Raw genomic sequence first — 24,512 nt, 5'->3', positions numbered from 1 at the left:
TCGCAGCGGACCACTCCGGTCCGCACGGACCACTTGGGGGTTCCATGTCCAGCATCACCCGCCGCCGCGCCCTCGGCGTCGCGGCAGGCGCCGCGGGCGCCGTCGCCGTCCTCGCCCAGGCGGGCCCGGCCGGGGCCGCCGCGCCCCGCGCCGCCGCCACCGACCCGGCCTCCTTCGACGAGGTCTACCAGGGCCGCCGCATACGGGGCGGCCCCGCGCACGACGGCGGCCACCACGGGGGACACCACGGCGGCGGCTACACCGTCACCGTCGACGGCCGGGAACTGCACGTCATGCGCAACGCCGACGGCACCTGGATCAGCGTGATCCACCACTACGAGCCCGTCGCCACGCCCAGGGAACTGGCCCGCGCGGCCGTCCGCGAACTCCGCGGCGCCCCGCTCGTCCCCCTCGCCCTCGGCTGACCGATCCAGGAGCAGGCACCACCATGACCGTACGCAAGAACCAGGCCGCACTCACCGCCGACGAGAAGCGGCGCCTCGTCGACGCCCTCCTGGAGCTCAAGCGCTCCGGGCGGTACGACGCCTTCGTCACCACGCACAACGCCTTCATCATGGGCGACACCGACGACGGCGACCGTGTCGGCCACCGCTCGCCGTCCTTCCTGCCCTGGCACCGCCGCTTCCTCCTGGAGTTCGAGGCAGCCCTGAAGTCCGTCGACGCGACCGTCACCCTGCCCTACTGGGACTGGACCGCCGACCGCACCCCCCGCTCCTCGCTGTGGGCGCCCGACTTCCTCGGCGGCACCGGCCGCGCCCGCGACGGCCAGGTCACCGACGGCCCCTTCGCCCGGGCCGGCGGCCGCTGGCCGATCACCGTCCGCGTCGACGGGCGCGACTTCCTCCGGCGCGACCTCGGCGCCGGCGGCCGACAGCTCCCCACCCGCGCCGAGGCGGACTCCGTCCTCGCCGTGCCGACCTACGACACCGCCCCCTGGAACAGCGCCTCCGACGGCTTCCGCAACCACCTGGAGGGCTGGCGCGGGGTCAACCTCCACAACCGCGTCCACGTCTGGGTCGGCGGACAGATGGCCACCGGCGTCTCGCCCAACGACCCCGTCTTCTGGCTGCACCACGCCTTCGTCGACAAGCTGTGGGCCGACTGGCAGGCCCGCCACCCCGGCTCGCCGTACCTGCCGGCCGCGGGCACCCGGAACGTCGTGGACCTCCACGACACCATGCGCCCGTGGAACGACGTGACCCCGGCGGACATGCTGGACCACACGCCCCACTACACCTTCGACACGGCGGCCTGACGGCCCCGGCCCGCCTCCCCGGCCCGGGTGCCCCGCACGGGCACCCGGGCATTTGCCCACATCAACGGATGATCGAGGGGAAAAGGGGGAATCGGGAGGCCGTGCTCCGGGTACCCGGGTCTTCGCAGGCCGGGAGGCGCGCACGACCCGTGTCGCGCGCCGTCCACCGGGCCGCACCCGAGGGAACCAGGAGGACACGTGACCCGGCAAGAGGCGGCGCAGACCCCGCACGGGCAGCAGGACGAACCGGACCCCAACCGGTGGAAGGCGCTCGGCGTCTGCCTCGTGGCGGGGTTCATGACCCTGCTCGACGTGTCGATCGTGAACGTCGCGCTCCCCTCGATCCGCTCCGGCCTCGACACCCCGGAGTCCGACCTCCAGTGGGTGCTCTCCGGGTACGCGCTCGCCTTCGGGCTCTTCCTCATCCCGGCCGGACGCCTCGGCGACGCGCGCGGCCGGCGCAGCGTCTTCATCGTCGGCCTCGCGCTCTTCACGCTCGCCTCGGCCTCCTGCGGAGCCGCCCAGACGAGCACCTGGCTGGTGGTCTCGCGGCTGGCCCAGGGAGTGGCCGGCGGCCTCGTCTCGCCCCAGATCTCCGCGCTCATCCAGCAGATGTTCCGGGGCTCCGAGCGCGGCCGGGCCTTCGGCATGTTCGGCACCGTCGTCGGCATCTCCACCGCCGTCGGCCCCCTCCTCGGCGGCCTCCTGATCCAGACGGCGGGCCCCGAGGAGGGCTGGCGCTGGGTCTTCTACGTCAACCTCCCGATCGGGATCGTGTGCCTGCTGCTCGCCCGGCGCCTGCTGCCCGACACCCCGAACGCCAAGCCGGTGCGGCTCCGCCGCCTCGACCCGGTTGGCGTGCTGCTCCTCGGCGCGGCCGTGCTCGCCCTGCTGCTGCCCTTCGTCCAGTCCCAGCAGTGGCCCGGGAACGGCAAGTACCTCCTCGTCCCCGTCTCCGCCGCGCTCCTCGCGGTCTTCGTGGGGTGGGAGCGCCGCTGCGCCCGCTCGGGCAACGAGCCCCTCGTCGAACTGGAACTCTTCCGGGTCCGCTCCTACTGGCTCGGCTCGCTCCTCATCCTGCTCTACTTCGCGGGCTTCACCTCGATCTTCTTCGTCAGCACGCTCTACCTCCAGAGCGGGCTGCACTACACCGCGCTCCAGGCCGGGCTCACCATCACCCCCTTCGCCCTGGGGTCGGGGATCGCGGCCGGCATCGGCGGCCGGCTCGTGGACCGCTTCGGCCGGCCACTGGTGGTGGTGGGCCTGGCGATGGTGGCGATCGGCCTCGCTGGAACGGCGTTCGCCGTCCACCAGGTGCCCGGCAGGGGCGCGGGCTGGGCCATGCTCGCCCCGCTGCTCCTCGCCGGACTCGGCAGCGGCCTGGTGATCGCCCCGAACCAGACCCTCACCCTCTCCGAGGTGCCGGTGCGCCGCGCGGGCAGCGCAGGCGGCACCCTCCAGACCGGCCAGCGGGTCGGCTCGGCGGTCGGCATCGCCGCGGTCGGCTCCGTCTTCTTCGGCCAGGTCGCCCAGGACGGCTGGGCCACCGCCTACGACCACGGCCTCCTCGTCTCGATCGCCTTCGTCGGGGCCGCGCTCGCCGTCGCCGTCGCCGACGTGGTGGCGGGCCGCCGGGCCGCGGCGCGGGACGTGACCGCCCCGCACGACGAGACCGCGCCCCGCGACGGGGCCGCCCCGCGCCGCTGAGACGTACGGCCGGACCGCACCTTCCCGTACGGCCGGACCGTCACGTACGGCCGGGCCCTTCCGTACGGCCGGACCGCACCTTCCCGTGCGGCCGGACCGTCACGTGTGGCCGGGCCCTTCCCCACGGCCCGGCCGCCCCGCGCCGCTGATCCCTCCGTTTCCCCCGCGACGGCACTATTCGGCCAACATCCTGACGATTTCGGTGCCCCGGACAACCGGGTGCCGGATCCCCTCCTCTCACCGCACGGACGCGGCGAGTGCCTTCCACCGCGCCGGGCGGACGTTCCGTCCCGCCGGACCGGGGCCCGCCGTCCGCCCTTCCCACAGCGTCGAGAACGAGGGACCGATGACCACTACGCGCACCACCCGGCTGCGGCGGCCGCTGCTCGCCGGGACCACGGCCGTCGCCGCCATGGCCGTGACGGCCGGCTTCATGGCCGCCTCGCCGGAGCGGGCGACGGCCGCCACCGGGCCGAAGCTGAGCCTCGTCGCGGCGACCGGCTCGGTCACGCTCACCTCCTGGAAGGAGGACCCGGGCGTCTACCTGGACCTGGGCACCTACCTGACCGCGGAGGGGACGCCGCTGGAGCTCAAGGTGACCCGGAAGTCCTACAAGGACCCGGTCGTCGTCACCCAGACCGTGTACGAGGGCGGCAAGACCAAGGCCAAGGTGCTGCCCCAGGGCACCGTGAAGGACTTCTCCGGGCTGCCCGGCTTCGCCGAGATCACCCTCACCGACAAGACGGGCAAGAAGGTCGTCAGCCGCACCGAGGGCTTCTGCCCGAACAACGCCAGCGGGCGGATCCGGCCCGACGCGCCCTCCACCTCGAAGTATCCGGAGAGCTGCCCCACCAACCCCTTCACCCTCGGCTCCGTGTGGGGCGTCGAGAAGGGATGGGCCTCCAACACCTACGCCGGTTCCTACACCCAGCCGGTGAAGCTCGCCGCCGGCACGTACACCGCCAGGGTCGGGGTCGCCAAGAAGTACCGGGACCTCTTCGGCATCGCCGACAAGCCCGCGACGGTGAAGGTCACCGTCCAGGAGCGCAGCTGGGAGGAGGGCGACGGACTCGCCGCCGCCCGCTCGGCCGCCGCCGGCGAGCACGCCGGACACGGCGCGGCCGGGGAGCACGCCGGGCACGGCGCCGCGCACCGGGCTCCCGCCGGGCACGCGCACGGACCGGTGAAGCCCGTCCAGGCCGGCGCGCCGGAGACCAGCGGCGCCACCCCCTCGTACAACGTGGGCCACGGACCGCTGAAGGCCGCGCCCCCGGCCCTGCCCTGGGCCCTGAAGAAGCAGCAGGCCGCCCTCGCCGGGGCGCAGGGCGCCGACGCGGCCGGGGCGCGGACCGGCGACGCGGCCGGGCGGACCGACGGCTCGCGCAAGGCGCCCGCCCTCACCCCGGCCGCCGGGCGGCCCACCGGCAAGGCCTCCGTCCCGGACGTCCCCAAGCCCGACCTGCGGTCCCTGCCGGCGTACGGCATCACCATCAGCGACGGCACGGAGAACATCCCCGGCAAGGACTACCTCGCCTTCAGCGCCAACGTGTGGAACGCCGGACCGGCCCAGCTCGTCGTGGACGGCTTCCGCTCGCCCGGCAAGGCGAAGATGGACGCCTACCAGTACTTCTACGACGCCAAGGGCAAGCAGGTCGGCTACACCCCGACCGGCACCATGGAGTGGGACCCGCGCCCCGGCCACGTCCACTGGCACTTCACCGACTTCGCCAGCTACCGGCTCCTGAAGGCCGACAAGAAGGAGGCGGTCCGCAGCGGCAAGGAGGCCTTCTGCCTGGCCAACACCGACGCCGTCGACTACACGGTGAAGAACGCCAACTGGCACCCGTTCAACACCGACCTGGCCACCGCCTGCGGCCAGGAGAACTCGATCTCCGTCCGCGAGGTCCTCGACGTCGGCTCCGGCGACACCTACACCCAGGACCTGCCGGGGCAGTCCTTCGACATCACGGACGTGCCCAACGGCACCTACTACATCCAGGTCCTGGCCAACCCCGCCAAGCGGCTGAAGGAGACCAACCTCGACAACAACAGCGCCTTGCGCAAGGTCGTCCTCGGCGGCAAGCCCGGGAAGCGGACCGTGACGGTCCCGGCGCACGACCTGGTGGACGCGAACTGACCGCGGACACCGCGCACGCCGGGCGGGCGGTCACGGTGTGCGGAAGCCCCGGAAGGTCACGTGCTTCCGGGTGGTGAAGCCGAGCCGCTCGTAGAGCGCGATCGCCGCCGTGTTCTTCTCGGCGACGTGCAGGAAGGGGCGCTCGCCCCGGGCCAGGGCCCGGTCGGCGAGCGCGCCCACGAGACGGGCGGCGTGCCCCCGTCCGCGCGCCTCGGGATCCGTGCAGACGGCGCTGATCTCGGTCCAGCCCGGCGGCCGGAGCCGCTCGCCCGCCATGGCCACCAGCCGGCCGCCGTCGCGGATCCCGAGGTAGGTGCCGAGTTCGCGGGTGCGCGGCCAGAACGGGCCCGGCCGGGTGCGCGCGATCAGGTCGAGCATCCCGGGCACGTCGGCCGCGCCGAGTTCGACCACGCGGGCGTCGTCGGCGCCGGAGGCCCCGCCGCCGGACCAGAGCATCTGCCGGCCTTCGAGCACGAAGACCGGCTCCCAGTCCGGCGGCGGGACGGCCGGGCAGCTGAACATGTCGGCGAAGGCGTCACGCCCGAGGAGCCGCGCGAGGTCGGCCCAGTCCGCCGCGTCCGGGTCGGCGGGCATCGCGGAGAAGGTCGCGACCTCCGGCAGGTACGTGGCGGCCCGGCCGTGCCGGCGGCCGAGCTCCGCGTGACGGCCGCGCAGCGACTCGCCCACCGGGTCGTCGAGCACCGCGAGGCCGTCGCCCCCGTCGTTCGTCATCGTGTGTCGCCTTTCCTCGGGACCGCCACTGTTCCACAGGGCCCGGGGAGCGCCGCCGAGGGGTCCGGGACCCGGTCAGCCGGTGCGGTTGTAGAGCGCCGTGCCGGGGCAGGCGGTGACGCCGAGGCGGGCGCCGCAGCCGGAGTACTGGGCGGAGCCGTTCCACCACGTCCAGCCGCCGACGGTGCGGCCGTTGAGCCAGGTGTACTGGCCGACGTAGTTGGCGTCGTAGGTGCGCAGGCTCCAGTGCACGTGGGCCCCGGTCGCGGAGCCGCCGGCGCAGGTGTCGGTGCCGATGCTGCCGAGCAGGGCGCTGCGGGCGATCGACGTCCCGTTGTAGTAGGTCGTGTTCCGCATGTGGTAGTAGTCCGTGGAGAAGCCGCCGGGGTGGATCACCCGGGTCCAGCCGCCGCCGGCGCCGCACATCGAGGTCGCCGTGCCCTCGCGGGAGGAACGGACCAGGCCGCTGGCGTTCCCGCCGGCGAAGTCGAGGGCGCTCCAGTACCCGGAGCCGCTGTCGTGGGCGTGCGGACCGCCGGTCAGGGTCATGTAGTGGTCCGGCATCCAGGGCAGCAGCAGGCCGTTGACGTTGGCCTGGGCCCCGGCGGGCGAGACCTGTTCCGCATGCGCGTCCAGGGGCAGCGCCCGCGCCCGGGGCGCCGCCGCGCGCTCGGCGTACGCCGTCATGGTCCGCCGTTCCGCCGCGCCGACCAGCGGGGACCCGGCCACCTGGTCGGCGAACTCGCGGTCGCCCTCCAGGCCCGAGACCCATCGTCCGTTCTCGCGGTGGGCGAGGTAGAGCCAGCCCTCGGGGGCGCCGTGCCGCGCGCGCGAGGCCTCGACGTAGGCGACGCCGCGGGCCCAGTCGCGCGAGACGGTGCGCACGTCGACGACCACCTTGCGGCCCTCGGCGGCGAGCTTGCCGACGGCGGTCGCCGGGGCGAGGCCCTCGGCGTCGTGGGACCGGGAGAGGACGTCGGCGGTGACGGCGTCCACCAGTGCCGCGCGGTCGGTGCCGAGGCGGTCGGCGACGGCGGCCGGCATCTTCACGGTGGCGCCTGCGGACGGCGACCCGGCGGCGGTCGCGGAGGCCGCGGCCGGGGCCGAGGGGGGCGTCGGCGCCGAAGGGGCGGCGGCCAGCAGGCCGGTGACGGCGAGGGCGGTGACGGCGATTCTCGCGGGGAGGCCGGAGAGCACGGGCGGTGTTCCTTTCACGGGGGAGAAGGGCCCGCCGGAGGACGGGCGCCGGTGCGGTGCGGCGGTGCGGTGCGGCTGTGCGGCGGTGCCGGAGCGGGCGGAAACGAGGGGGAGCCCGGGGAGGCGGGAGCGCGAAGCGCGTCCGCGCACGACGTGACCCCTCGTCACTTTGTCGTGTACCTGACCGAGTCTGGCGTCCCTTGTCAACGCGCGTCAACCGTGTCAAGGCGTCGCCATTGATCGGGCCAATGGCGGTGGCCGGTCCCGTCCGATCCCGCCGCCGCCACCGCTGCCGCCGCACCGCCTCGGCGCCGCACCGTCCCCGGCCCGGGGCGGCGGCACGGCGTCCGGCCGCCTCAGGAGGGGTGCGGGGCTCCCCCGGAGAGGGCCCGGGCCAGATACGGCGCGGTGCGGCTGTCCGCCGCCCGCGCCACCCGCTCCGGGGGACCCTCGGCCACGATCCGGCCGCCCCGGTCGCCGCCGTCCGGGCCCAGGTCGACCACCCAGTCCGCGGTGGCGACCACGTCCATGTCGTGCTCGACGACGACCACCGAGTGCCCGGCGTCCACCAGCCCGTGGAGCTGGCGCATCAGGACCTCGACGTCGGCCGGGTGGAGCCCGGTGGTCGGCTCGTCGAGGACGTACAGGGTGGGGGAGCGGTGCGGTCGCTGGAGCTCCGAGGCGAGCTTGATGCGCTGGGCCTCGCCGCCGGAGAGTTCGGTGGCGGGCTGGCCGAGCCGCAGGTAACCGAGGCCCACGTCGAGGAGGGTGCGCAGGCTCCGGGCCGCGGCCGGGACGTCCGCGAGGAAGGCGGCGGCGGACTCCACGGTCAGGTCCAGGACCTCCGCGACCGTGCGGCCGCGCAGCCGCACCCGGAGGGTCTCGGGGTTGTAGCGGGCGCCGTGGCAGTCGGGGCAGGGCGCGTACGTACTGGGCAGGAAGAGCAGCTCGACCGAGACGAACCCCTCGCCCTGGCAGGTCTCGCAGCGTCCGCCGGGCACGTTGAAGGAGAAGCGTCCGGCCCTGTACCCGTGCGCCTTCGCCTCCTCGGTCTCCGCGAACAGCTTGCGGACGACGTCGAACAGGCCGGTGTACGTGGCGAGGTTGGAGCGCGGGGTGCGGCCGATGGGCCGCTGGTCCACCGTCACCAGACGCCCGGCGCCCTCCCCCCGCTCGGTGAACGCGTCCACGAGCGCGTCCACGAGGGTGGACTTGCCGGAGCCGGAGACGCCCGTGACGGCGGTGAACACCCCGAGCGGGAAGGCCGCGTCCACCTCCCGCAGGTTGTGCCGGGTGACCGGCCCCGTCCGCAGCCAGCCCGCCGGCTCGCGCACGGTCCGCGCGGGCGCGGGCTCCCGGTCGAAGAGGAACCGGCGGGTCACGGACTCCCCGACGCCGGCCAGTTCGCGCGGCGGCCCGCTGTGCAGCACCCGTCCGCCGTGCACCCCGGCCCCCGGGCCGACGTCCACCAGCCAGTCGGCGTGCCGGACCACGTCGAGGTGGTGCTCGACGACGAAGACCGAGTTGCCCGCCGCCTTGAGCCGGTCGAGGACCACGAGCAGGGCCTCCGCGTCGGCCGGGTGCAGCCCCGCCGACGGCTCGTCGAGGACGTACACCACGCCGAAGAGCCCCGAGCGGAGCTGGGTGGCGAGCCGCAGCCGCTGGAGCTCGCCGTTGGAGAGGGTGGGGGTGGCGCGGTCCAGGCTCAGGTAGCCGAGGCCGAGTTCGGTCACCGTCCCGATCCGGGCGACGAGGTCCTCGGTGAGCACCCGCGCGGTCTCCGTCGCGTCCTCCCCGGCCGCCGCCGTGGCGAGGACCCCGGCCAGGGCCGTCAGCGGCAGCGCGGCCAGCTCCGCGACGTTCCGGCCCGCGAAGGTGACCGCGAGCGCCTCGGGCCGCAGCCGCCCGCCGCCGCACACCGGGCAGGGCGCGCTGGTGAGGAAGCGTTCCGCCTTCGCGCGCAGGGCCGGGCTCTTCGAGTCCGAGAAGGTGCGCAGGACGAGCCGCCGGGCGCTCGTGTACGTGCCCTGGTACGGGCGCTGGATCCGCCCCGCCTCCCGTACCGGGTGCACCGTGACGACCGGCTGCTCGTCCGTGAAGAGGATCCACTCCCGGTCCTTCGCGGCCAGCTCCCGCCACGGCCGGTCGACGTCGTACCCCAGGGCGTCGAGGACGTCCCGCAGGTTCTTCCCCTGCCACGCGCCGGGCCAGGCGGCGACGGCTCCCTGACGGACCGACAGGTCCGGGTCGGGGACCAGGAGTTCCTCGCTCGTCTCGTGGACCCGTCCGAGCCCGTGGCACGAAGGGCAGGCCCCCGCCGCCGTGTTGGGGGAGAAGGCGTCGGAGTCCAGCCGCCCGGCCCCCTCCGGGTAGCGGCCGGCCCGCGAGAACAGCATCCGCAGCGAGTTGGACAGGGTGGTGACCGTGCCGACGGAGGAGCGGGCGTTCGGCGACGACCGGCGCTGCTCCAGGGAGACGGCGGGCGGCAGTCCGGTGATCTCGCCGACCGACGGCGCCCCCGCCTGGTGGATCAGCCGCCGCGCGTACGGCGCCACCGACTCGAAGTAGCGCCGCTGCGCCTCGGCGTAGACCGTGCCGAAGGCGAGCGACGACTTGCCGGAGCCGGAGACCCCGGTGAAGACGACGAGCGCGTCCCGGGGGATGTCGACGTCGACCCCCGCGAGATTGTGCTCGCGGGCGCCTCGGACGCGGACGTACGGATCGTGGGGGCTGGCGTGCATGATCCGATTTTATGCGCTATCCGGTGGTTGCTCCGGTCGGGTGCGGCCGGACGGACGCGGGGGAGGGCGCGGGCCGGGCCTTCCGGCCGGGCGGGTCCTCCCGGCGGGCGCGGCCGGGGCGTTCCGGGGAGCGCGGGCCGGGCCCTTCGGACGGGCGCGGCCGGACCCGCCTCGCGGCCGGACCCGCCTCAGGGGAGGGCCCGGGGCGTCAGCCCCACCGCCCGCGCCAGCCTCCGGTACGACGCGCTCAGCGCCTCCCGGTCGTACGTGCTCGTGGTCACCAGGACCTCCTGCGCCCCGGTCTCCTCCACCGCCCGCTCCAGGGCCTCGGCCACCTGCTCCTCCGTGCCGTGCACGTGCCCCCGGAGCGCCGCCTCGTAGAAGCCGCGCTGCTTCTCCGTCATCGCCAGCCGCTCGATCCGCTCCGGCGCGTCGAGCGGCGGGAAGACGCCCCGGGTGCGCGAGTACGCCATCGCCCACGCCTCCGGGACGAGCAGCCGCCGGGCCTCCTCCTCGGTGGCGGCCACCGCGACCGTCCCGGCGACGACCACGTACGGCTCGGCGGCCCACCGGGACGGGCGGAAGCCGGTCCGGTACGCGTCGACGGCGGCCAGCAGCCGGTCCCGGCCCCGCAGGTCACCGACGACCAGCGGCAGACCGGCCGCCGCCGCGATCCCCGCGCCCTCGCCGGTCGCGAGGACGAAGGGCGGGACCCGCAGGCCCTCGGCGGGCCGCGCGTGCACCTGGGGGTGGGCCGTCCGCTCGCCGGTGAACCAGCCGAGGAGTTCGGCGAGCTGCTCCCCGAACCGGTCGGCGTCGTCCTTGTCCCGGCCCAGGGCCCGGCGGACGCCGTCCGTGAAGCCCACCGAGCGGCCGACGCCCATGTCGATCCGGCCGGGGAACAGGGACTCCAGGACGCCGAACTGCTCGGCCACGACCAGGGGGCGGTGGTTCGGGAGCATCACCCCGCCCGTGCCGACGCGGACGGCGGAGGTCGCGGCGGCGACGGCCGCGGCGAGGACCGTGGGCGCCGATCCCGCGACCCCGGGCACCCCGTGGTGCTCCGACACCCAGAAGCGGTGGTAGCCGAGGGCCTCGGCCTCCCGGGCGAGGCGCACGGTCTCGCGCAGCGCGCGGGAGGCGTCCTCGCCCTCCCGGGTGCGGGAGCGGTCGAGGACGGAGAAGCGGACGTCGCCGGGGAAGCTGCTCACGGTGGGTTCAACGCCGTGGAGCGCGGGGGATTCCCGGCCGCCGTGCCGGGAGGCCCCGCCTCCGCCCCGGCCTCGTCCGCCGCCACGGAGGGGCCACCCGCTTCCGGTTCTCGCCCGCCGCCCCGGACGGGACTTCGCCCCGGGTCCTCGCCCACCGCCCCGGACGGGACTTCGCCCCGGTCCTCGCCAGCCGCCCCGGAGGGGACTCCGCCCCGGGTCCTCGCCCGCCGCCCCGGAGGGGAACATCGCGCCCGGTCTCCGCCCGCCGCCCCGGAGGGACTCCTCCCCCTTCCCCGGCCGTCCCTCCCGATGAGGGTCCCGCCTCCTACCCTGGCCCCGTGACACAGGACAACAGGCCCCTCGCCGTCTTCGACCTCGACAACACCCTCGCCGCGACCGCGCACCGACAGCACTTCCTGGAGCGGAGGCCCAAGGACTGGAGCGCGTTCTTCGCGGCGGCGCCCGACGACCCGCCGCTGGAGGAGGGCCTCGCGCTGTGCCGCGAGGCGGCCCGGGAGTGCGAGGTCGTCTACCTCACCGGGCGGCCCGAGCGGTGCCGCCGCGCGACCGTGGACTGGCTGGCGCGGCAGGGGCTGCCCGCGGGGCCGGTCCACATGCGGCGCGACCGCGACTTCCGGCCGGCCCGGGTGACCAAGGTGGAGGTCCTGCGCGGGCTCGCCGCCGACCGGGCGGTGCGGATGCTGGTCGACGACGACGCGCAGGTCTGCGACGCGGCGGAGGCCGCCGGGTTCACCGTCGTACGGGCCCGCTGGGCGGCCCCCTCCGAGGCGCTGCGGGAGGCGCAGGAGGAGGAGGGCCGGACCTGACGTCGCCGCGGACCCGGAACCCGGGTCCGCGGCGACGTCAGGCCCCCGGAGGCCGTCGGGCCCGGGAGGGGCCGTGACGTCCCGGAGACCGTCGGCCCCCCGGGGTCAGTTCTCGTCCTCCAGGCGGAAGCCGACCTTCAGGCCGACCTGGTAGTGCTCGATCGTGCCGTCGACGAGGTGGCCGCGCACCTGCGTCACCTCGAACCAGTCGAGGCCCCTCAGGGTCTGCGAGGCGCGTTCGATGCCGTTGCGGATGGCCTGGTCGACTCCCTCGGTGGAGGTGCCGACGATCTCGGTGACGCGGTAGGTGTGGTTCGACATGGGGGACGGACTCCTCTCGGTGCGTTCCCTCCACCGTGCCCCAGGGCGCGCCGGGGCGCGACACGACGACCTCCCGGCGGACCACGGGGAATTACCGTCGGTAATGGAACAGACCGTCCTTCCGGGGGGCGGAACGGGATGGTCAAGGACTTGACCATCCCGTTGGTCCAGACCAGAATCCAGGCCACATACCCGCGCGAACACCCCGTTCGGTCCCCCCATGCCGGGTCAGCCCCTACGCACGACCCTGTGCTGAACCGCAGAAGGTGACCCACGTGAAGAACCGACGTCTCGTCTGTCCCCTGGCAGCCGCCACCGCGCTCGCCCTCTCGGGCTGCGGGATGCTGCCGGGCGGCGAGGGCACGAAGACCGTCAACATCTGGCTGATGCGGGACAGCGCCAGCGAGGACTACATCGAGCGCTTCAAGAAGGCGTACGAGGAGGAGCACGGCGGGGTCGAACTCCAGTTCACCATCCAGGAGTGGACCGGCATCGGCAAGAAGGTCACCGAGGCGATCGAGGGCCCCGGCGGACCCGACGTCATCGAGGTCGGCAACACCCAGGTCGCCCAGTACGCCGACACCGAGAAGCTGTTCGACCTCACCCTGGAGTCGGTCCGCGACCTGGGCAGCGAGGACTGGCTGCCCGGCCTCGCCGAGCCCGGCAACATCTCCGGCTCCCAGTACGGCATCCCCTGGTACGCCGCCAACCGGATCGTCATCTACAACAAGGACCTGTTCCGCGACGCCGGCATCGACAAGCCGCCGGCCACCCGCGCCCAGTGGCTCGCCGACACCGAGAAGCTCAACAAGAACGGCTCCCAGGGCATCTACCTCGCCGGCCAGGACTGGTACACCCTCTCCGGCTTCGTCTGGGACGAGGGCGGCGAACTGGCCGTCGAGAGGGGCGGCCAGTGGACGGGCGTCCTCGACAGCCCGGAGGCCCAGCGCGGCATGGCCTTCTACAAGGAACTCCAGTCCCTCGGCTCCGGCCCCAAGAACGCCGACGAGCAGAACCCGCCGCAGGCCGACGTCTTCGCCAAGGGCGACGTGGCCCAGCTCATCGCCACCCCCAGCGCCGTCGCCGCGATCCTCAAGACCAACCCGGGGCTCAAGGACAAGCTCGGCTACTTCCCGATACCCGGCAAGAAGGCCGACCAGCCCTGCGCCGTCTTCACCGGCGGCTCCGACCTCGTCATCCCGGAGAACGCGCCCCAGCGCGGCGCCGCCCTCGACGTCGTCAAGGCGATGGCCGGCGAGAAGTGGCAGACCGAACTCGCCCGCGCCATGGGCTACGTCCCCAACAAGAAGGGCCTCGCCTCCGTCGTCGCCGGCCAGGAGGCCACCGCCGTCATGGCCCGGGGCGCCGCGCGCGGCCGGGCCACCCCCAACTCCCCGCAGTGGGCGAACGTCGAGGGGGACAACCCGATCAAGCCCTACATGACCGCCGTCCTCCAGGGCGAGGACCCGATCAAGGCGGCCCGGAAGGCCTCCGACGCGATCACCGACACCCTCGCCGAATAGCATTCAGCGTTCGCACACCCGCGGGCCCCCGGACGGTCACGTCGAATCCAGCCGGTCACGGAAGAAGTGAAGGAGCAAGGAGCCGGGCCACCGCGCGAGCGGTCCCGGCCCCGCCCTTCCCTTCCGCCCGGAGGCGCCCGCCATGTCCGCACCGACGCACACGCTCGCCGTCCCCGCACAGCCCCGGGCCCGCACCCGGGCCGAGCAGCCCACGCCCCGGTACGCCGTCGGCCTCGCCCGCCACCAGGAGGACGTGCGCGCCGCCCAGCGGCTGCGCCACCAGGTCTTCGCCGGCGAGATGGGGGCCCGGCTCGACGGGCCCGAGCCCGGCCTCGACTCCGACGCCTTCGACGCGTACTGCGACCACCTCCTCGTACGGGAGGAGACCACCGGCGAGGTCGTCGGCACCTACCGGCTCCTGCCGCCCGAGCGGGCCGCCGTCGCCGGACGCCTCTACTCCGAGGGCGAGTTCGACCTCGCCCGGCTCGCCCCCGTCCGGCACGACCTGGTGGAGGTCGGCCGCTCCTGCGTCCACCCCGCCCACCGCAACGGCGCCGTCATCGCCCTCATCTGGGCCGGTCTCGCCCGCTACATGGCCGAGACCGGCCACAACTGGATCGCCGGCTGCTGCTCGGTCCCGCTCGACGACGGCGGCGCCCTCGCCGTCGCCACCTGGGACGCCGTCCGCACCAAGCACCTCGCCCCGGAGGAGTACTGGGTCACCCCGCACCGCCTCTGGAGCCCCGAGGGCGTCGCCCGCCCCGAGGGCCGCACCGAGCTGCCCCCGCTGCTGCGCGGCTACCTCCGGCTCGGCGCCTGGGTCTGCGGCGCCCCCGCGCACGACCCCGACTTCGGCGTCGCCGACCTCTACGTCCTGCTCTCGCTGCGCCGCACCAACCCGCGCTACCTCAACCACTTCCTGTCGCTCGTCCCGGCCCGGTGAACGGACCCGCGACCCTCCCGCCGTGGCTCCCCACGGCGCCCTGCACCCCGGGCCGCTGCGCCGCCCACCCGGACGGCACCGGCCCCGAACCCGGAGCCGGCCCCCTGCGGGCCCTGGCCCGGCTCGCCGCCGGCACCGCCACCGTCCTCCTCGGCGTCCTCCTCGCCCCGGCCGCCGCCCCGCTCCCGACCGCCGCCCGGCTCGCCCTCGTCCGCCTCTGGACCCGCACGGCGGTCCGGGCCTTCGGCGTCCGCGTCCGCTACGCGGGGACCCCCGCCACCGGCCCCCTCCTCGTCGTGGCCAACCACGTCTCCTGGCTGGACATCCCGCTCCTCGCGGCCGTCCTGCCCGCCCGCACGGTCGCCAAGGCCGAGGTGCGCCACTGGCCCGTCCTCGGCCTCGTCGCCGCCCTCGGCGGCACCCTCTTCATCGACCGGGACCGGCTCAGGGCCCTGCCCGGCACCGTCCGCGCGATGGCCGCGATCCTCGCGGCCGGCGGCCGGGTGGCCGTCTTCCCCGAGGGCTCCACCTGGTGCGGCCGGGAGCGCGGGCGGTTCCGGCCCGCCGCCTTCCAGGCCGCCCTGGACGCCGGCTGCGCCGTACAGCCCGTACGGATCGACTACCGGCCCGCCGACGCCGCCGCGTACGTCGGGGACGACCCGCTCGGCGCCTCCCTGTGGCGGGTCGTCACCGCCCGCCGCCCCACCGCCGAGGTCCGCCTCGCGGACCCCCTGCCGAGCGGCCGGTACCCGGACCGGCGGGCCCTGGCGGCCGCCGCCGAGCGGGCCGTGGCCCCGCGCGGAACCACCCGGCAGGACCCGGCCCGGCGGATTCCGGCTCAGCGGGCCGTCGCCAGCGACAGCGCGAACCTGTCCCCGCCGTCCGTCCACCAGCGCGCCAGTTCGAGGCCCGCCGCCGCCAGCTCCTCCCGCACGCCCTCCTGACGGAACTTCGCCGACACCTCCGTCCGCAGCTCCTCGCCCGCCGCGAACGGCACCACGAGGTCCAGCTCCGGGATCTTCACGGTCAGCGCCCGCCGGGCGCGCAGCCGCATCTCGATCCACTCCCGCTCGGCGTCCCACACCGCCACGTGCTCGAAGTCCGCCGGATCGGCGTCCGCGCCCAGCTCGCGGTCGATCACGGACAGCACGTTCCTGTTGAACTCCGCGGTCACCCCGGTCGCGTCGTCGTAGGCGGCCACCAGCGTCGCCTCGTCCTTCACCAGGTCCGTGCCGAGCAGCAGGGAGTCGCCCGGCGCGAGCATCGAGCGGACCGAGCGCAGAAAGGTCCGCCGCTCCTCGGGCAGCAGGTTGCCGATGGTGCCGCCGAGGAAGGCCACCAGGCGCGGCCCCGGCGTCCCGGGCAGCGCGAGGCCCCGGGTGAAGTCCGCGACCAGGGCGTGCACCCGCAGCTCCGGCCGCTCCGCGAGCAACGACTCCGCCGCCCCGGTCAGCGCCGACTCGCTCACGTCCACCGGCACGTAGCCGTCCAGGCCGGGCAGCAGCGCGTCGATCAGGAACCGGGTCTTCTCGGAGGACCCCGAGCCCAGCTCCACCAGGGTCCTGGCCCCGGTCTCCGCGGCGATCTCCGGCGCCCGTGCGGCCAGGATCTCCCGCTCCGCCCGCGTCGGGTAGTACTCGGGCAGCCGGGTGATCTCCTCGAACAGCTCGCTGCCCCGGGCGTCGTAGAACCACTTGGGCGGCAGCTCCTTGGGGGAGCGGGTCAGACCGTGGACGACGTCGGTGCGCAGATCGGCGCCGGCGGCGTCCGGGTCGAGGGTGCGGGTCAGCTGGTACGGGCTCACGCGGGCGGCTCCTTGAGCGTGGTGAGGGCGACGTCGGTGCGGTCGGCGGTCACGAGCGTCCGCCCGGGCACCTCCCGCCAGTGGGGGTCGTCGTCGTACGGTTCGGAGGCCACGACCGCCCGGCCGGGACCCGTCAGGTACCAGAGGCTGTTGCCCCAGGCGGTCGCGGCGATCCGGTCGCCGTCGGTGAGCAGCAGGTTCAGCCGGGACCCGGGGGCCGCCTGCGCGACCTCCCGCACGGTGGCGGCGAGCGCCTCGCCCGGCGCGTCCCCGGCCCGCAGCCGGTGCAGGACGAGCGCCCACACGAGCGCCGAGTCGGTACGGGCCTCCAGCCGCAGCAGCTCCCCGGCGGACAGCGTCGCGGCGAGCGGGTTCAGGGTGTCCGGCCAGCCCGGCACCGCGCCGTTGTGACTGAACAGCCAGCGCCCGGAGGCGAACGGCGCGGCCGCCGCCTCCCCGTCCGCGCCGGGCAGCGTGGCCCCCCGGACCGCGGCGAGCAGCGCCCCGGAGCGCACCACCCGGGCGAGGTCCCCGAAGGAGAGGTCGCCCCAGATCGGCCCGGCGCGCCGGTACCGCGCGGGCACCGGATCCCCCTCGGCGTACCAGCCGACCCCGAACCCGTCGGCGTTCACCACCCCGCTGGTCTGCGCGCGGGGCTCCCAGGACTGGCGCAGAAGGCCGTGCTCCGGCCGCACGACCAGCTCGCCGAGCGCCACCGGAACGCCCACGTAGGCGATGTGGCGGCACATCAGCCGAGCTCCGCGGAGCGGGCCGTGCGGAAGCCGGAGAAGATCTGGCGCCGCACCGGCAGGTCCCAGTTGCGGAAGGTGCCCCGGCAGGCGACCGCGTCCACCGCGAACGAACCGCCCCGCAGCACCTTGTGCTCCGGCCCGAAGAACACCTCCGAGTACTCCTTGTACGGGAAGGCCGCGAAGCCCGGGTACGGCAGGAAGTCGCTCGCCGTCCACTCCCACACGTCCCCGATCAGCTGCCGCACGCCCAGCGGCGAGGCGCCCTCCGGATAGCTTCCGGCCGCCGCCGGGCCGAGGTGCCGCTGACCGAGGTTCGCGTGCCCGGGCCCCGGGTCCCCGTCGCCCCACGGATACCGGCGGGAGCGGCCCGAGGCCGGGTCGAACCGGGCCGCCTTCTCCCACTCGGCCTCCGTCGGCAGCCGGCGCCCCGCCCAGCGCGCCCAGGCGTCCGCCTCGTACCAGCTCACGTGCAGGACCGGCTCCTCCTCCGGCACCGGTTCGGTCGCTCCGAACCGGCGGCGCAGCCACTGCCCGCCGTCCCGGCGCCAGAACAGCGGCGCCCCGATGCCGTGCTCCCGGATCTGCGCCCATCCCGCGGGGTGCCACCAGCGCCGGTCCTCGTAGCCGCCGTCCGCGATGAAGGCCAGATAGGCGCCGTTGGTGACCGGAGCGGTGTCGATGTGGAAGGCGGCGACCTCCCGCCGGTGCGCCGGACGCTCGTTGTCGAGGGCCCACGGCTCGTCCGAGGTCCCCATGGTGAACGGGCCGCCGGGGACCAGCACCTCGGCCGGCAACGGGCCGGTCCGGCGGACCGGCGGCGGGGGAGCGGTCAGGACGGGCGGCCCCTTCCGCAGCTGATGGGTGATCAGCATCGTCTCGTCGTGCTGCTGTTCGTGCTGGGCGACCATGCCGAAGACGAACCCCGCGTCGAGCAGCGGCCGCCCCTCCAGGGGCGCCCGCTCCAGCACGTCGAGGACCCTCAGCCGCACGTCCGCCGCGTAGGCGCGGGCCTCGCCCGGCGGGAGCAGCGGCAGCGACGGGCGCTCGGCGCGCGGGTGCTCGAAGGCGTCGTAGAGCGAGTCGATCTCGGGCCGCAGCGCGTCGCGCCCCGCGACGGCCCGCCACAGCCACTGCTCCTCCTGGTTGCCGATGTGCGCCAGGTCCCAGACGAGCGGCGACATCAGGGGGGAGTGCTGGGCGGTGAGGTCGTCGTCCTCCACGCAGGAGGTGAGGCGCAGGGTCCGGTCCCGCGCCGCGGCGAGGGCGTCCAGGGCCCGCGCGCGCAGCGCCTCCGCGCCGCCGGCCCCGGAGCCGGTCCCGGCCGTGTCCGTGTCCGTGCTCCCGGTGTTCCCGGTCATGACGTCACCGCCTCGGGGGTGTCGGCCGGGGAGCTCCCCGGGACCACGTACCGCTCCCGGAAGGCGGCGACCGCCCGCCGCACCTCCTCGCTCGCCCCGATCCGGGGCAGCGCCTCCAGGGCGGCGGAGAAGACCGTCCGCGCGGCGGCGTGCAGGTCCGGATCGGCCAGACCGTCACGGGCCGCCGCCACCCACAGCGGATTGCGCGGCGCCGGATCCTCGCCGGCCCGCTCCGCGAGCGGCTTCACCGCCCGGTACACGGTCTCCGCCGCCTCCGGGTCGTCGAACACCGCCGTCGTCACGGCCGCCGGCACCATCCAGCCGTCGAGCCCCGGCTGCGCGTCCACCATCCGGAACTCCAGGTGGCCGCGCGGCCGCACCGGCGGGAAGAGGGTCGTCATGTGGTAGCGCAGGTCGTCGACGTCGGCCGGCCGGGGGAGCCCCGTGCGCAGCCACTCCCGGAAGGTCAGCCCCTCCGGCACCGCCCACGGACCCTCCTCGGTCCGCACGCACAGCACCGGGGTGTCGAGGACGTGCGCCGCCCACTCCGTCCGCGGGTCGCCGTCCGGCGGGGGCGGGGGCGTCCGCCGCGGCGCGAGCGTCCGCACCGGGTCGAGCTCCGCCCACAGGGACTGCCGCGTCGACCGCCAGCCGGTGCGGCGCCCGCCGTGCACCGGGGAGTTGGCGAAGGCGGCCACGAGGACCGCGCCCAGCAGGTGGGCCAGCCGCCAGCGCCGCCGGTAGTTCAGCGGGCCCGGCCCGTCGACCCCGGCGTCCAGGCAGATCTGCACCGACGCCGACTCGCACATCATCGCCCGCCCGGCCGGACCCGTCCGGTCGAGCGCGGCCTCCATCGCGTCGTACCGCGGCTCGTGGAGCACCCGGCCGCGCGACGCCTGCCACGGGTCCACCCCGTAACCGCTGAGGGCGAGGCCGTGGGGCCCGAGCGCGCCCCGCACCGCCCGCAGGTCGGCGGCGAGCGAGTCGAGGCACTCCATGAGGGACCCGGCGGGCCGCGAGCTGAGCTCCAGCTGACCACCGGGTTCGAACGTCAGGGCCGACACCAGGGGCAGCGCCCGTACGGCGTCGAGGGCTGCGGTGAGGCGTTGCGGCCGTACGGGCACCCGGGGGTCCCGCGACTCGTGCACCAGCCACTCCAGCTCCACCCCCACGGTGCGGGGCGGGCCGGTCTTGAAGCAGATACATCGCAGCAGTTCCTCCGCCTCCACCTCGGTGAGAGGGGGGCCGCCACGCGGTATGCCGCTCGGCGACATCCGTACACCTCCTGGTCCTCCGGGGGACCGGTCCCGGGACGGTCCGTCCCGCGAACGCGATCCCGGACGCACCGGAAACAGACTCCGGGAACGGAGCCCCCGGAACGCCACTGGTTCCACCTAAAGCCACGGTCGGGCGGCGTGCAAGAGCGCCCCGAACGGGCCGTACGCGCTCCCCGTGCCCCCGTCCGTCCGGATTTCCCCGTCGTCACGGAAACATTCACCCTCGTCACGGACCGGCGAAAACCCGTTGTCCCGAACGGAAGGAAACGATCATCCTGCGTCCATGAGTGCACGACTGCGCAACATCGCGGCCCGGACCGAGGAGATCGTCGCCGCCGGCCACTACCGGACCCGGGACGGCCGGACCGTCTCCGTCGCCGAGGACCTGGCCGCCGCCCTGGCCGGCACCCGGCTCCACGGGCCCGGCCCCGTGGCCGTCACCCCCGACACCGACCGCACGCCCACCCTGGAGGTCACCGGCGAGAGCAGCCTGGCCGCCGCCCGCCGGATGACCGCGGCCGACCCCGCCCGCCCGGTGGCCGTCCTGAACTTCGCCTCCGCCCGCAACCCCGGCGGCGGCTACCTCAACGGCGCCCAGGCCCAGGAGGAGGCGCTCTGCCGGTCCTCCGCCCTGTACGCCACCCTGCTGCGCGCCCCCGACTACTACGCCCACCACCGCGCCGACCGGGACGCCTTCTACTCCGACCGCGTCATCCACTCGCCCCGGGTGCCGGTCTTCCGCGACGACCGGGGCGACCTGCTCGCCGAGCCCTTCGCGGTCGGCTTCCTCACCTCGCCCGCCCCCAACGCGGGCGTCGTCCGCCGCACCACCCCCGAGCGCGCCGACCGGCTGCCCGCGGCCCTCGCCGCCCGGGCCGAACGCGTCCTGGAGACGGCCGCCGCGGCCGGATACCGACGGCTCGTCCTCGGCGCCTGGGGCTGCGGGGTCTTCCGGAACGACCCGGAACGGGTCGCCGGCGCGTTCACGGCGCTGCTCACCGGGGACGGCCGGTTCGCCGGCCACTTCGAGGAGGTCGTCTTCGCCGTCCTGGACCGCGCCTCCGGCACGCCGACGCTCGCCGCCTTCGCCCGGGTCGTCGGCGGTACGGCCTGACGTGCGGCCCCCGCACGCGCGTGCCACGCTGAAGGGATACGGACCGATGTCCGAAACCCGTCACGGGAGGCACGATCGTGGGCAAGAAACAGACCCGTGTGAACAAGGGGGCCCGCACCGGCGGCCACGAACACCGCACCGACGCGGCGGCGAAGGAGAAGGCCTCCCGGGTCACCGAGCGCGAGACGCCGATCTCGGCGGTGGAGCACGGCCACCGCAAGGAACGCAGGTTCGGCCACAACTGACACCGGTCCGACCGCGACCGGGGACCACGGCCGACGTCCACGGCCGCGGTGGGACCGCCGGGCCCGACGCCACCACGGCGCCGGGCCCGGCCGCGCCCGGGACGCGGGCGGGGTCCGGTACGCACGGCCCGCAGTCGGGGTGCGAACCCGGTCCGTGGCCGTGCCCGGGACGCGGGCGGGGCCCGGCACGTACGGTCCGCACCCGGGCTGCGGGCCCGGTCCGTGCCCGGGGCGCGAAGCCGGTCCGCGGCGCCCCGGGCACGGACCGGGGGCCCGTACCCGGAGCACCGGCCCCGGCCCACCCGTGGAGACGCGGCCCCGGGCCGTCGTCGGGACCTATCCCTCCTCCTCCCGGACCGTGATCTCCACCTTCTCCGACACGCTGTCCGCCGTCCGGGGCGCCGGCGGCACCAGCCCGCCCAGCCGGTCCCGCGCCGCCGGACTCGTCGTGGCGAGGAGCTGACGGGCCAGACCGAGGCCGGTGCCGCCCATGGTCAGGGCCTTGGCGAAGACGTCCGCCATGCCGTCGGCGCCGTTCAGGAGCACCATCTGGTCGACGTTCCCGAAGGCGGACGCGCCCGCGGAGACGATCTCCGGCCACTTCTCGGCCAGTTGCTGGGCGACCACCGCCTCCTGGTTCTCCGCGAGCGCCGCCGCCCGCGCCTTGATCGCCTCGGCCTCCGCCAGCCCCTTCGCCCGCGCCGCCTCCGCGACCGCGAGGCCCTTCGCGTGCTGGGCCGCCGCCTCCGCCTCGCCCGTGAGCCGGGTCGCCGTGGCCCTGGCCGCGCTCGCCAGCTCGGTCTCCTTCGCCTCGGCCTCGGCGGCCGAGATCCGGGCGTCGCGCTCGGCCTCCGCCAGCGTCCGGGTCTCGTACGCCATCGCGTCGGCCGGCTTGCGGACCTCCGCCTGGAGCTGCTGTTCCTTGCGGTGGCCCTCCAGCTCGGCGACGCGCGTCTCCTGCACGACGACCTCCTGCCGCGAGGCCGCCTCGGCCAGCGGACCGGCCTGCCGGGCCCGGGCGGAGGCCTGGTCCCGCTCGGCCTGGTAGCCCGCCTGGAGGATCTCGCTGTCCCTGGTCGCCTCCGACATGCGCGCCGCGGCCTGCTGCTCCGCCTCGGTCGCCCGCCGGTTCGCCTCCGCCTGCGCGATCCGCGCGTCCCGCTGGACGGCGGCGGCGTGCGGCGCGGCCAGGTTCTTGATGTACCCGGTCGGGTCCTCGATCTCGTGGATCTGGAGCGAGTCGACGATCAGCCCGAGCTTCTCCATCTCCGTGCCGCAGGCCGACCGCGCCTGCCCGGTCAGCTTCTCCCGGTCGCGGATCATGTCCTCCACGGTCAACCCGCCGACGATGGCGCGGAGATGACCGGCGAAGACGATGTGCACCCGCTCGCTCATCAGCTTCTGCTGGTCGAGGAAGCGGCGGGCGGCGTTGGCGATCGACACGAAGTCGTCGCCGACCTTGAAGATCACCACGCCGCGCACCTTGAGCGGGATGCCCTGGTGGGTGACGCACTCGACGGACAGCTGCGTCTCGTTGAGGTCGAGCGAGAGCTTGCGCACCGCCTGCACCCCGGGCAGCACGAGGGTGCCGCGGCCGGTGACGATGCGGAACCCCATGCCTTCGCCGAGGCCCTCGTTCTTGTGGTGGGAGCCGGAGATGATCAGCGCCTCGTTGGGTTCGGCGACGCGCCACATCATCTTGAAGACGGCGATCAGGACGGCGACGGCGCCGACGGCGGCGCCCGCGATGATTGCGATGCCCATGGGCAAGGTCCCCCTTCACCGGAGCCGAGCGGACCCGGTGAGGGGAGTGTGCGCCCGCGAGGGGCGCCGCTCAACGCCTCCGTCAGCCCTCGTACGCGGCTGTGACGTAGACGGTGCGCGGAGGGAGATGTTCCATGACGGTGACGACCGTCCCGACCTCGATCCGCTGCTTCGGCACGGCCGGATGGGCGAGGAAGTGCTCGGCGCCGCCCCGGATCCGGACGATCACCTCGCCGACGAGCCCCGGCCCGACGGTGCCGGTCACCCGGCCGAGCAGTCCCACCATCGAGGTCTCCATCGACGCGTCGTCCATGACCGAACGGTACGTCAGATCCAGCCGTCCAGGGCGGACATGAACCCGTCGAAGTCGTCCCGGTGGACGGTGTGGCCGGCCCGCGCCACCGTACGGACCTCGAAGCCGCGCTCTGCCAGCATCCGGGCGTCGTCGGGCGTGACCAGCGCGCTGGGGTCGGCGAGGGCGACGAGCGAGGGGACGGCGGGCCGGGCCGGCCACAGGTCGGCGCCCACGAACGGCGTCAGGCCGTGCGCCGTCCGCTCGTCCCACACCCGTACCGCCGCCGTCTCGTCCTCGACGTCCTCGTCCGACCAGGCCGGGTTGAGAGACCGGACCATCTCGCGGGTCAACTCCTTGCCCCGGACGAAGAGTTCGGCCCGGTAACCGAAGGGTCCCGACCGCAGGTGCCAGGCCGGGTCGGAGTACACCGCCCGGCTCGGCCCCAGCCGCTCCACCGCGCGGGAGAGCACGAGCGCCCCCAGCGAGTGGCCGACGGCCAGCTCGACGCCGTCCGGCACGGTCTCCACGAGGTCGTCGGCGTAGTCCTCCGGCCGGTACTCCCCGGGGCCCGCGCCCCGCCCGCTCGCCCCGTGCCCCCGCAGGTCCACCGCCACCACCCGGTAGCCGCGCTCCGCGAGCGCGGGCCCGACCCGTCGCCAGGTGCGGTGGTCGGCCATGATGCCGTGGACCAGCAGGGCCGTCCGGTCCCCGGACCCCCACGTGGTGGTGTGCAGACGCACGGTGCCGCCCCTCCGTCCCTCTCCGCCGTCCGGAGCGCCCGCCGGCGCCTCCGGTACCGGACACGGTACGGCGGCGGGCGGGTAGGGCGTCGCGGCGCGGGAAGGGGACGCCGGTCTCGCGGGTCGCCCGGCGCGAGCCCCGCCGAGCGCTTAGCGTCGACGCATGAGCACAGTTCCGAAGCGATTCGAGATCCTGCTGGTGCCCGGGCACGTCGAGGACCGCCACGGCGCCTCCGTCGCGGACAGCGCCGTCCGCTCGGCCGTCGTGGAGGCCACCGGACGGCACGGCGAGACCGGCTACCCGATCTACGAGGGGCACGGCGTCCGGGCCGACATCGACCCCGAGACGCGCACGGTCGAGGCGCTGCTCGTCGACGGCCGGGAGCTCGACTACGCCCTCACGCCCCTGGTCCGTCCCGCTCCCTGACCGGTCCTTCCCGCCCGCCGAAGTGCCCCGCATCACCCGCGTACGTCCTGAAACGCTCCGTTGACAGGGCGGGCCGTCGGGCAGAGACTCTGCGCGCCCGGTGGGACGAAAACGGCTCCAC

The 24,512-nt window shown here is 75.1% G+C and carries 23 protein-coding genes; 11 read left to right on the top strand and 12 right to left on the bottom strand.

The genetic code is table 11. From position 1 onward, the window contains the following. Window positions 1-44 precede the first annotated feature (44 nt). The 4 genes from ACIQKA_RS10635 to ACIQKA_RS10620 all read left to right on the top strand — a co-directional run bounded on the left by ACIQKA_RS10635 (window position 45) and on the right by ACIQKA_RS10620 (window position 5,120). A complete protein-coding gene (locus tag ACIQKA_RS10635; RefSeq protein WP_383158694.1) occupies window positions 45-425 on the top strand; it encodes a tyrosinase cofactor in 381 nt (126 codons plus the stop codon). 23 nt (window positions 426-448) lie between these two features. Then, window positions 449-1,276 (top strand): tyrosinase family protein, encoded by an 828-nt coding sequence (locus ACIQKA_RS10630; protein WP_390108474.1) that lies wholly within the window; start codon window positions 449-451, stop codon window positions 1,274-1,276. Between the two features lie 198 nt (window positions 1,277-1,474). After that, window positions 1,475-2,983, top strand: a complete 1,509-nt coding sequence (locus ACIQKA_RS10625) for a DHA2 family efflux MFS transporter permease subunit (protein ID WP_391095409.1) — start codon at window positions 1,475-1,477, stop codon at window positions 2,981-2,983. A gap of 346 nt (window positions 2,984-3,329) precedes the next feature. Further along, window positions 3,330-5,120 carry a lysyl oxidase family protein gene (locus ACIQKA_RS10620; protein WP_391095410.1) on the top strand — a complete coding sequence of 597 codons (1,791 nt, stop codon included), beginning with the start codon at window positions 3,330-3,332 and terminating at the stop codon, window positions 5,118-5,120. A 30-nt stretch (window positions 5,121-5,150) separates the two neighbouring features. On the opposite strand, the gene ACIQKA_RS10615 is transcribed toward ACIQKA_RS10620, so the two are convergent. The 4 genes from ACIQKA_RS10615 to ACIQKA_RS10600 all read right to left on the bottom strand — a co-directional run bounded on the left by ACIQKA_RS10615 (window position 5,151) and on the right by ACIQKA_RS10600 (window position 11,001). Further along, window positions 5,151-5,852 (bottom strand): GNAT family N-acetyltransferase, encoded by a 702-nt coding sequence (locus ACIQKA_RS10615; RefSeq protein WP_402540670.1) that lies wholly within the window; start codon window positions 5,850-5,852, stop codon window positions 5,151-5,153. A gap of 75 nt (window positions 5,853-5,927) precedes the next feature. Next, on the bottom strand, window positions 5,928-7,049 hold the full coding sequence (locus tag ACIQKA_RS10610) for a M23 family metallopeptidase (protein WP_402540668.1): 1,122 nt from the start codon (window positions 7,047-7,049) through the stop codon (window positions 5,928-5,930). Window positions 7,050-7,405: 356 nt separating this feature from the next. After that, window positions 7,406-9,790: an ATP-binding cassette domain-containing protein gene (locus ACIQKA_RS10605; RefSeq protein WP_402540666.1), complete on the bottom strand. Its 2,385-nt coding sequence runs from the start codon at window positions 9,788-9,790 to the stop codon at window positions 7,406-7,408. A 188-nt stretch (window positions 9,791-9,978) separates the two neighbouring features. Beyond that, window positions 9,979-11,001 (bottom strand): MsnO8 family LLM class oxidoreductase, encoded by a 1,023-nt coding sequence (locus ACIQKA_RS10600; protein WP_391095413.1) that lies wholly within the window; start codon window positions 10,999-11,001, stop codon window positions 9,979-9,981. A 338-nt stretch (window positions 11,002-11,339) separates the two neighbouring features. On the opposite strand from ACIQKA_RS10600, the gene ACIQKA_RS10595 reads away from it, so the two are divergent. Further along, window positions 11,340-11,828, top strand: a complete 489-nt coding sequence (locus ACIQKA_RS10595) for a hypothetical protein (RefSeq protein WP_390108487.1) — start codon at window positions 11,340-11,342, stop codon at window positions 11,826-11,828. A 105-nt stretch (window positions 11,829-11,933) separates the two neighbouring features. Here ACIQKA_RS10595 and ACIQKA_RS10590 read toward each other — a convergent pair whose 3' ends face one another. After that, a complete protein-coding gene (locus ACIQKA_RS10590) occupies window positions 11,934-12,149 on the bottom strand; it encodes a dodecin (protein WP_366378578.1) in 216 nt (71 codons plus the stop codon). A gap of 275 nt (window positions 12,150-12,424) precedes the next feature. Here ACIQKA_RS10590 and ACIQKA_RS10585 point away from each other — a divergent pair, with 275 nt between their 5' ends. The 3 genes from ACIQKA_RS10585 to ACIQKA_RS10575 all read left to right on the top strand — a co-directional run bounded on the left by ACIQKA_RS10585 (window position 12,425) and on the right by ACIQKA_RS10575 (window position 15,559). After that, window positions 12,425-13,672, top strand: a complete 1,248-nt coding sequence (locus ACIQKA_RS10585; protein WP_383437282.1) for an extracellular solute-binding protein — start codon at window positions 12,425-12,427, stop codon at window positions 13,670-13,672. Window positions 13,673-13,814: 142 nt separating this feature from the next. Then, the gene (locus ACIQKA_RS10580; protein ID WP_402540665.1) at window positions 13,815-14,615 is read left to right on the top strand and encodes a GNAT family N-acetyltransferase; all 801 of its coding nucleotides are present in this window, start codon (window positions 13,815-13,817) and stop codon (window positions 14,613-14,615) included. Continuing rightward, window positions 14,612-15,559 (top strand): lysophospholipid acyltransferase family protein, encoded by a 948-nt coding sequence (locus ACIQKA_RS10575; protein ID WP_383437276.1) that lies wholly within the window; start codon window positions 14,612-14,614, stop codon window positions 15,557-15,559. Before ACIQKA_RS10580 ends, ACIQKA_RS10575 begins: the two co-directional genes overlap by 4 nt. On the opposite strand, the gene egtD is transcribed toward ACIQKA_RS10575, so the two are convergent. From egtD to egtA, 4 genes are read right to left on the bottom strand one after another with little or no spacing between them, the layout of a single operon-like run. Further along, window positions 15,454-16,419 (bottom strand): L-histidine N(alpha)-methyltransferase, encoded by a 966-nt coding sequence (gene egtD / locus ACIQKA_RS10570; protein ID WP_402540664.1) that lies wholly within the window; start codon window positions 16,417-16,419, stop codon window positions 15,454-15,456. The genes ACIQKA_RS10575 and egtD overlap by 106 nt on opposite strands. Further along, window positions 16,416-17,168, bottom strand: a complete 753-nt coding sequence (gene egtC / locus ACIQKA_RS10565; RefSeq protein ID WP_383156512.1) for an ergothioneine biosynthesis protein EgtC — start codon at window positions 17,166-17,168, stop codon at window positions 16,416-16,418. Before egtC ends, egtD begins: the two co-directional genes overlap by 4 nt. Then, window positions 17,168-18,529 carry an ergothioneine biosynthesis protein EgtB gene (egtB, locus tag ACIQKA_RS10560; RefSeq protein ID WP_402540662.1) on the bottom strand — a complete coding sequence of 454 codons (1,362 nt, stop codon included), beginning with the start codon at window positions 18,527-18,529 and terminating at the stop codon, window positions 17,168-17,170. Before egtB ends, egtC begins: the two co-directional genes overlap by 1 nt. Continuing rightward, the gene (egtA, locus tag ACIQKA_RS10555; RefSeq protein WP_383447901.1) at window positions 18,526-19,803 is read right to left on the bottom strand and encodes an ergothioneine biosynthesis glutamate--cysteine ligase EgtA; all 1,278 of its coding nucleotides are present in this window, start codon (window positions 19,801-19,803) and stop codon (window positions 18,526-18,528) included. The genes egtB and egtA overlap by 4 nt, the downstream gene beginning before the upstream one ends. A gap of 286 nt (window positions 19,804-20,089) precedes the next feature. Between egtA and ACIQKA_RS10550 the strand changes: the two genes are divergently transcribed. Further along, window positions 20,090-20,920 carry a TIGR02452 family protein gene (locus ACIQKA_RS10550; RefSeq protein WP_383156505.1) on the top strand — a complete coding sequence of 277 codons (831 nt, stop codon included), beginning with the start codon at window positions 20,090-20,092 and terminating at the stop codon, window positions 20,918-20,920. Window positions 20,921-20,997: 77 nt separating this feature from the next. Next, entirely contained in the window at window positions 20,998-21,165 is a 168-nt protein-coding gene (locus ACIQKA_RS10545) for a hypothetical protein (protein WP_383156502.1), read from the top strand. Between the two features lie 336 nt (window positions 21,166-21,501). Here the strand turns inward: ACIQKA_RS10545 and ACIQKA_RS10540 are convergent, their stop codons facing one another. The 3 genes from ACIQKA_RS10540 to ACIQKA_RS10530 form a co-directional block, all read right to left on the bottom strand. After that, on the bottom strand, window positions 21,502-22,929 hold the full coding sequence (locus tag ACIQKA_RS10540) for an SPFH domain-containing protein (protein ID WP_402540659.1): 1,428 nt from the start codon (window positions 22,927-22,929) through the stop codon (window positions 21,502-21,504). Window positions 22,930-23,011: 82 nt separating this feature from the next. Continuing rightward, window positions 23,012-23,242 carry a hypothetical protein gene (locus tag ACIQKA_RS10535; protein WP_366378589.1) on the bottom strand — a complete coding sequence of 77 codons (231 nt, stop codon included), beginning with the start codon at window positions 23,240-23,242 and terminating at the stop codon, window positions 23,012-23,014. A gap of 14 nt (window positions 23,243-23,256) precedes the next feature. Continuing rightward, window positions 23,257-23,964 (bottom strand): alpha/beta fold hydrolase, encoded by a 708-nt coding sequence (locus tag ACIQKA_RS10530; RefSeq protein ID WP_383437256.1) that lies wholly within the window; start codon window positions 23,962-23,964, stop codon window positions 23,257-23,259. A gap of 163 nt (window positions 23,965-24,127) precedes the next feature. On the opposite strand from ACIQKA_RS10530, the gene ACIQKA_RS10525 reads away from it, so the two are divergent. Next, the gene (locus ACIQKA_RS10525; protein WP_383156495.1) at window positions 24,128-24,391 is read left to right on the top strand and encodes a hypothetical protein; all 264 of its coding nucleotides are present in this window, start codon (window positions 24,128-24,130) and stop codon (window positions 24,389-24,391) included. The last annotated feature ends 121 nt before the right edge of the window (window positions 24,392-24,512 follow it).

It is taken from the genome of Streptomyces sp. NPDC092045 (assembly GCF_044756005.1).
Lineage (GTDB): Bacteria > Actinomycetota > Actinomycetes > Streptomycetales > Streptomycetaceae > Streptomyces.
Note: the sequence above shows the minus strand (reverse complement) of the source record. Positions and strands in the feature narration are given on the sequence as shown.

Excerpts from the sequence above, each read along its gene's own strand:
- ACIQKA_RS10630 (WP_390108474.1), top strand. The coding sequence starts at position 449 with ATGACCGTACGCAAGAACCAGGCCGCACTCACCGCCGACGAGAAGCGG.
- egtC (WP_383156512.1), bottom strand. The coding sequence starts at position 17,168 with ATGTGCCGCCACATCGCCTACGTGGGCGTTCCGGTGGCGCTCGGCGAG.
- ACIQKA_RS10620 (WP_391095410.1), top strand. The coding sequence starts at position 3,330 with ATGACCACTACGCGCACCACCCGGCTGCGGCGGCCGCTGCTCGCCGGG.
- ACIQKA_RS10550 (WP_383156505.1), top strand. The coding sequence starts at position 20,090 with ATGAGTGCACGACTGCGCAACATCGCGGCCCGGACCGAGGAGATCGTC.
- egtA (WP_383447901.1), bottom strand. The coding sequence starts at position 19,803 with ATGTCGCCGAGCGGCATACCGCGTGGCGGCCCCCCTCTCACCGAGGTG.
- egtB (WP_402540662.1), bottom strand. The coding sequence starts at position 18,529 with ATGACCGGGAACACCGGGAGCACGGACACGGACACGGCCGGGACCGGC.
- ACIQKA_RS10535 (WP_366378589.1), bottom strand. The coding sequence starts at position 23,242 with ATGGACGACGCGTCGATGGAGACCTCGATGGTGGGACTGCTCGGCCGG.
- ACIQKA_RS10580 (WP_402540665.1), top strand. The coding sequence starts at position 13,815 with ATGTCCGCACCGACGCACACGCTCGCCGTCCCCGCACAGCCCCGGGCC.
- ACIQKA_RS10615 (WP_402540670.1), bottom strand. The coding sequence starts at position 5,852 with ATGACGAACGACGGGGGCGACGGCCTCGCGGTGCTCGACGACCCGGTG.
- ACIQKA_RS10605 (WP_402540666.1), bottom strand. The coding sequence starts at position 9,790 with ATGCACGCCAGCCCCCACGATCCGTACGTCCGCGTCCGAGGCGCCCGC.
- ACIQKA_RS10590 (WP_366378578.1), bottom strand. The coding sequence starts at position 12,149 with ATGTCGAACCACACCTACCGCGTCACCGAGATCGTCGGCACCTCCACC.
- ACIQKA_RS10635 (WP_383158694.1), top strand. The coding sequence starts at position 45 with ATGTCCAGCATCACCCGCCGCCGCGCCCTCGGCGTCGCGGCAGGCGCC.
- ACIQKA_RS10540 (WP_402540659.1), bottom strand. The coding sequence starts at position 22,929 with ATGGGCATCGCAATCATCGCGGGCGCCGCCGTCGGCGCCGTCGCCGTC.
- ACIQKA_RS10525 (WP_383156495.1), top strand. The coding sequence starts at position 24,128 with ATGAGCACAGTTCCGAAGCGATTCGAGATCCTGCTGGTGCCCGGGCAC.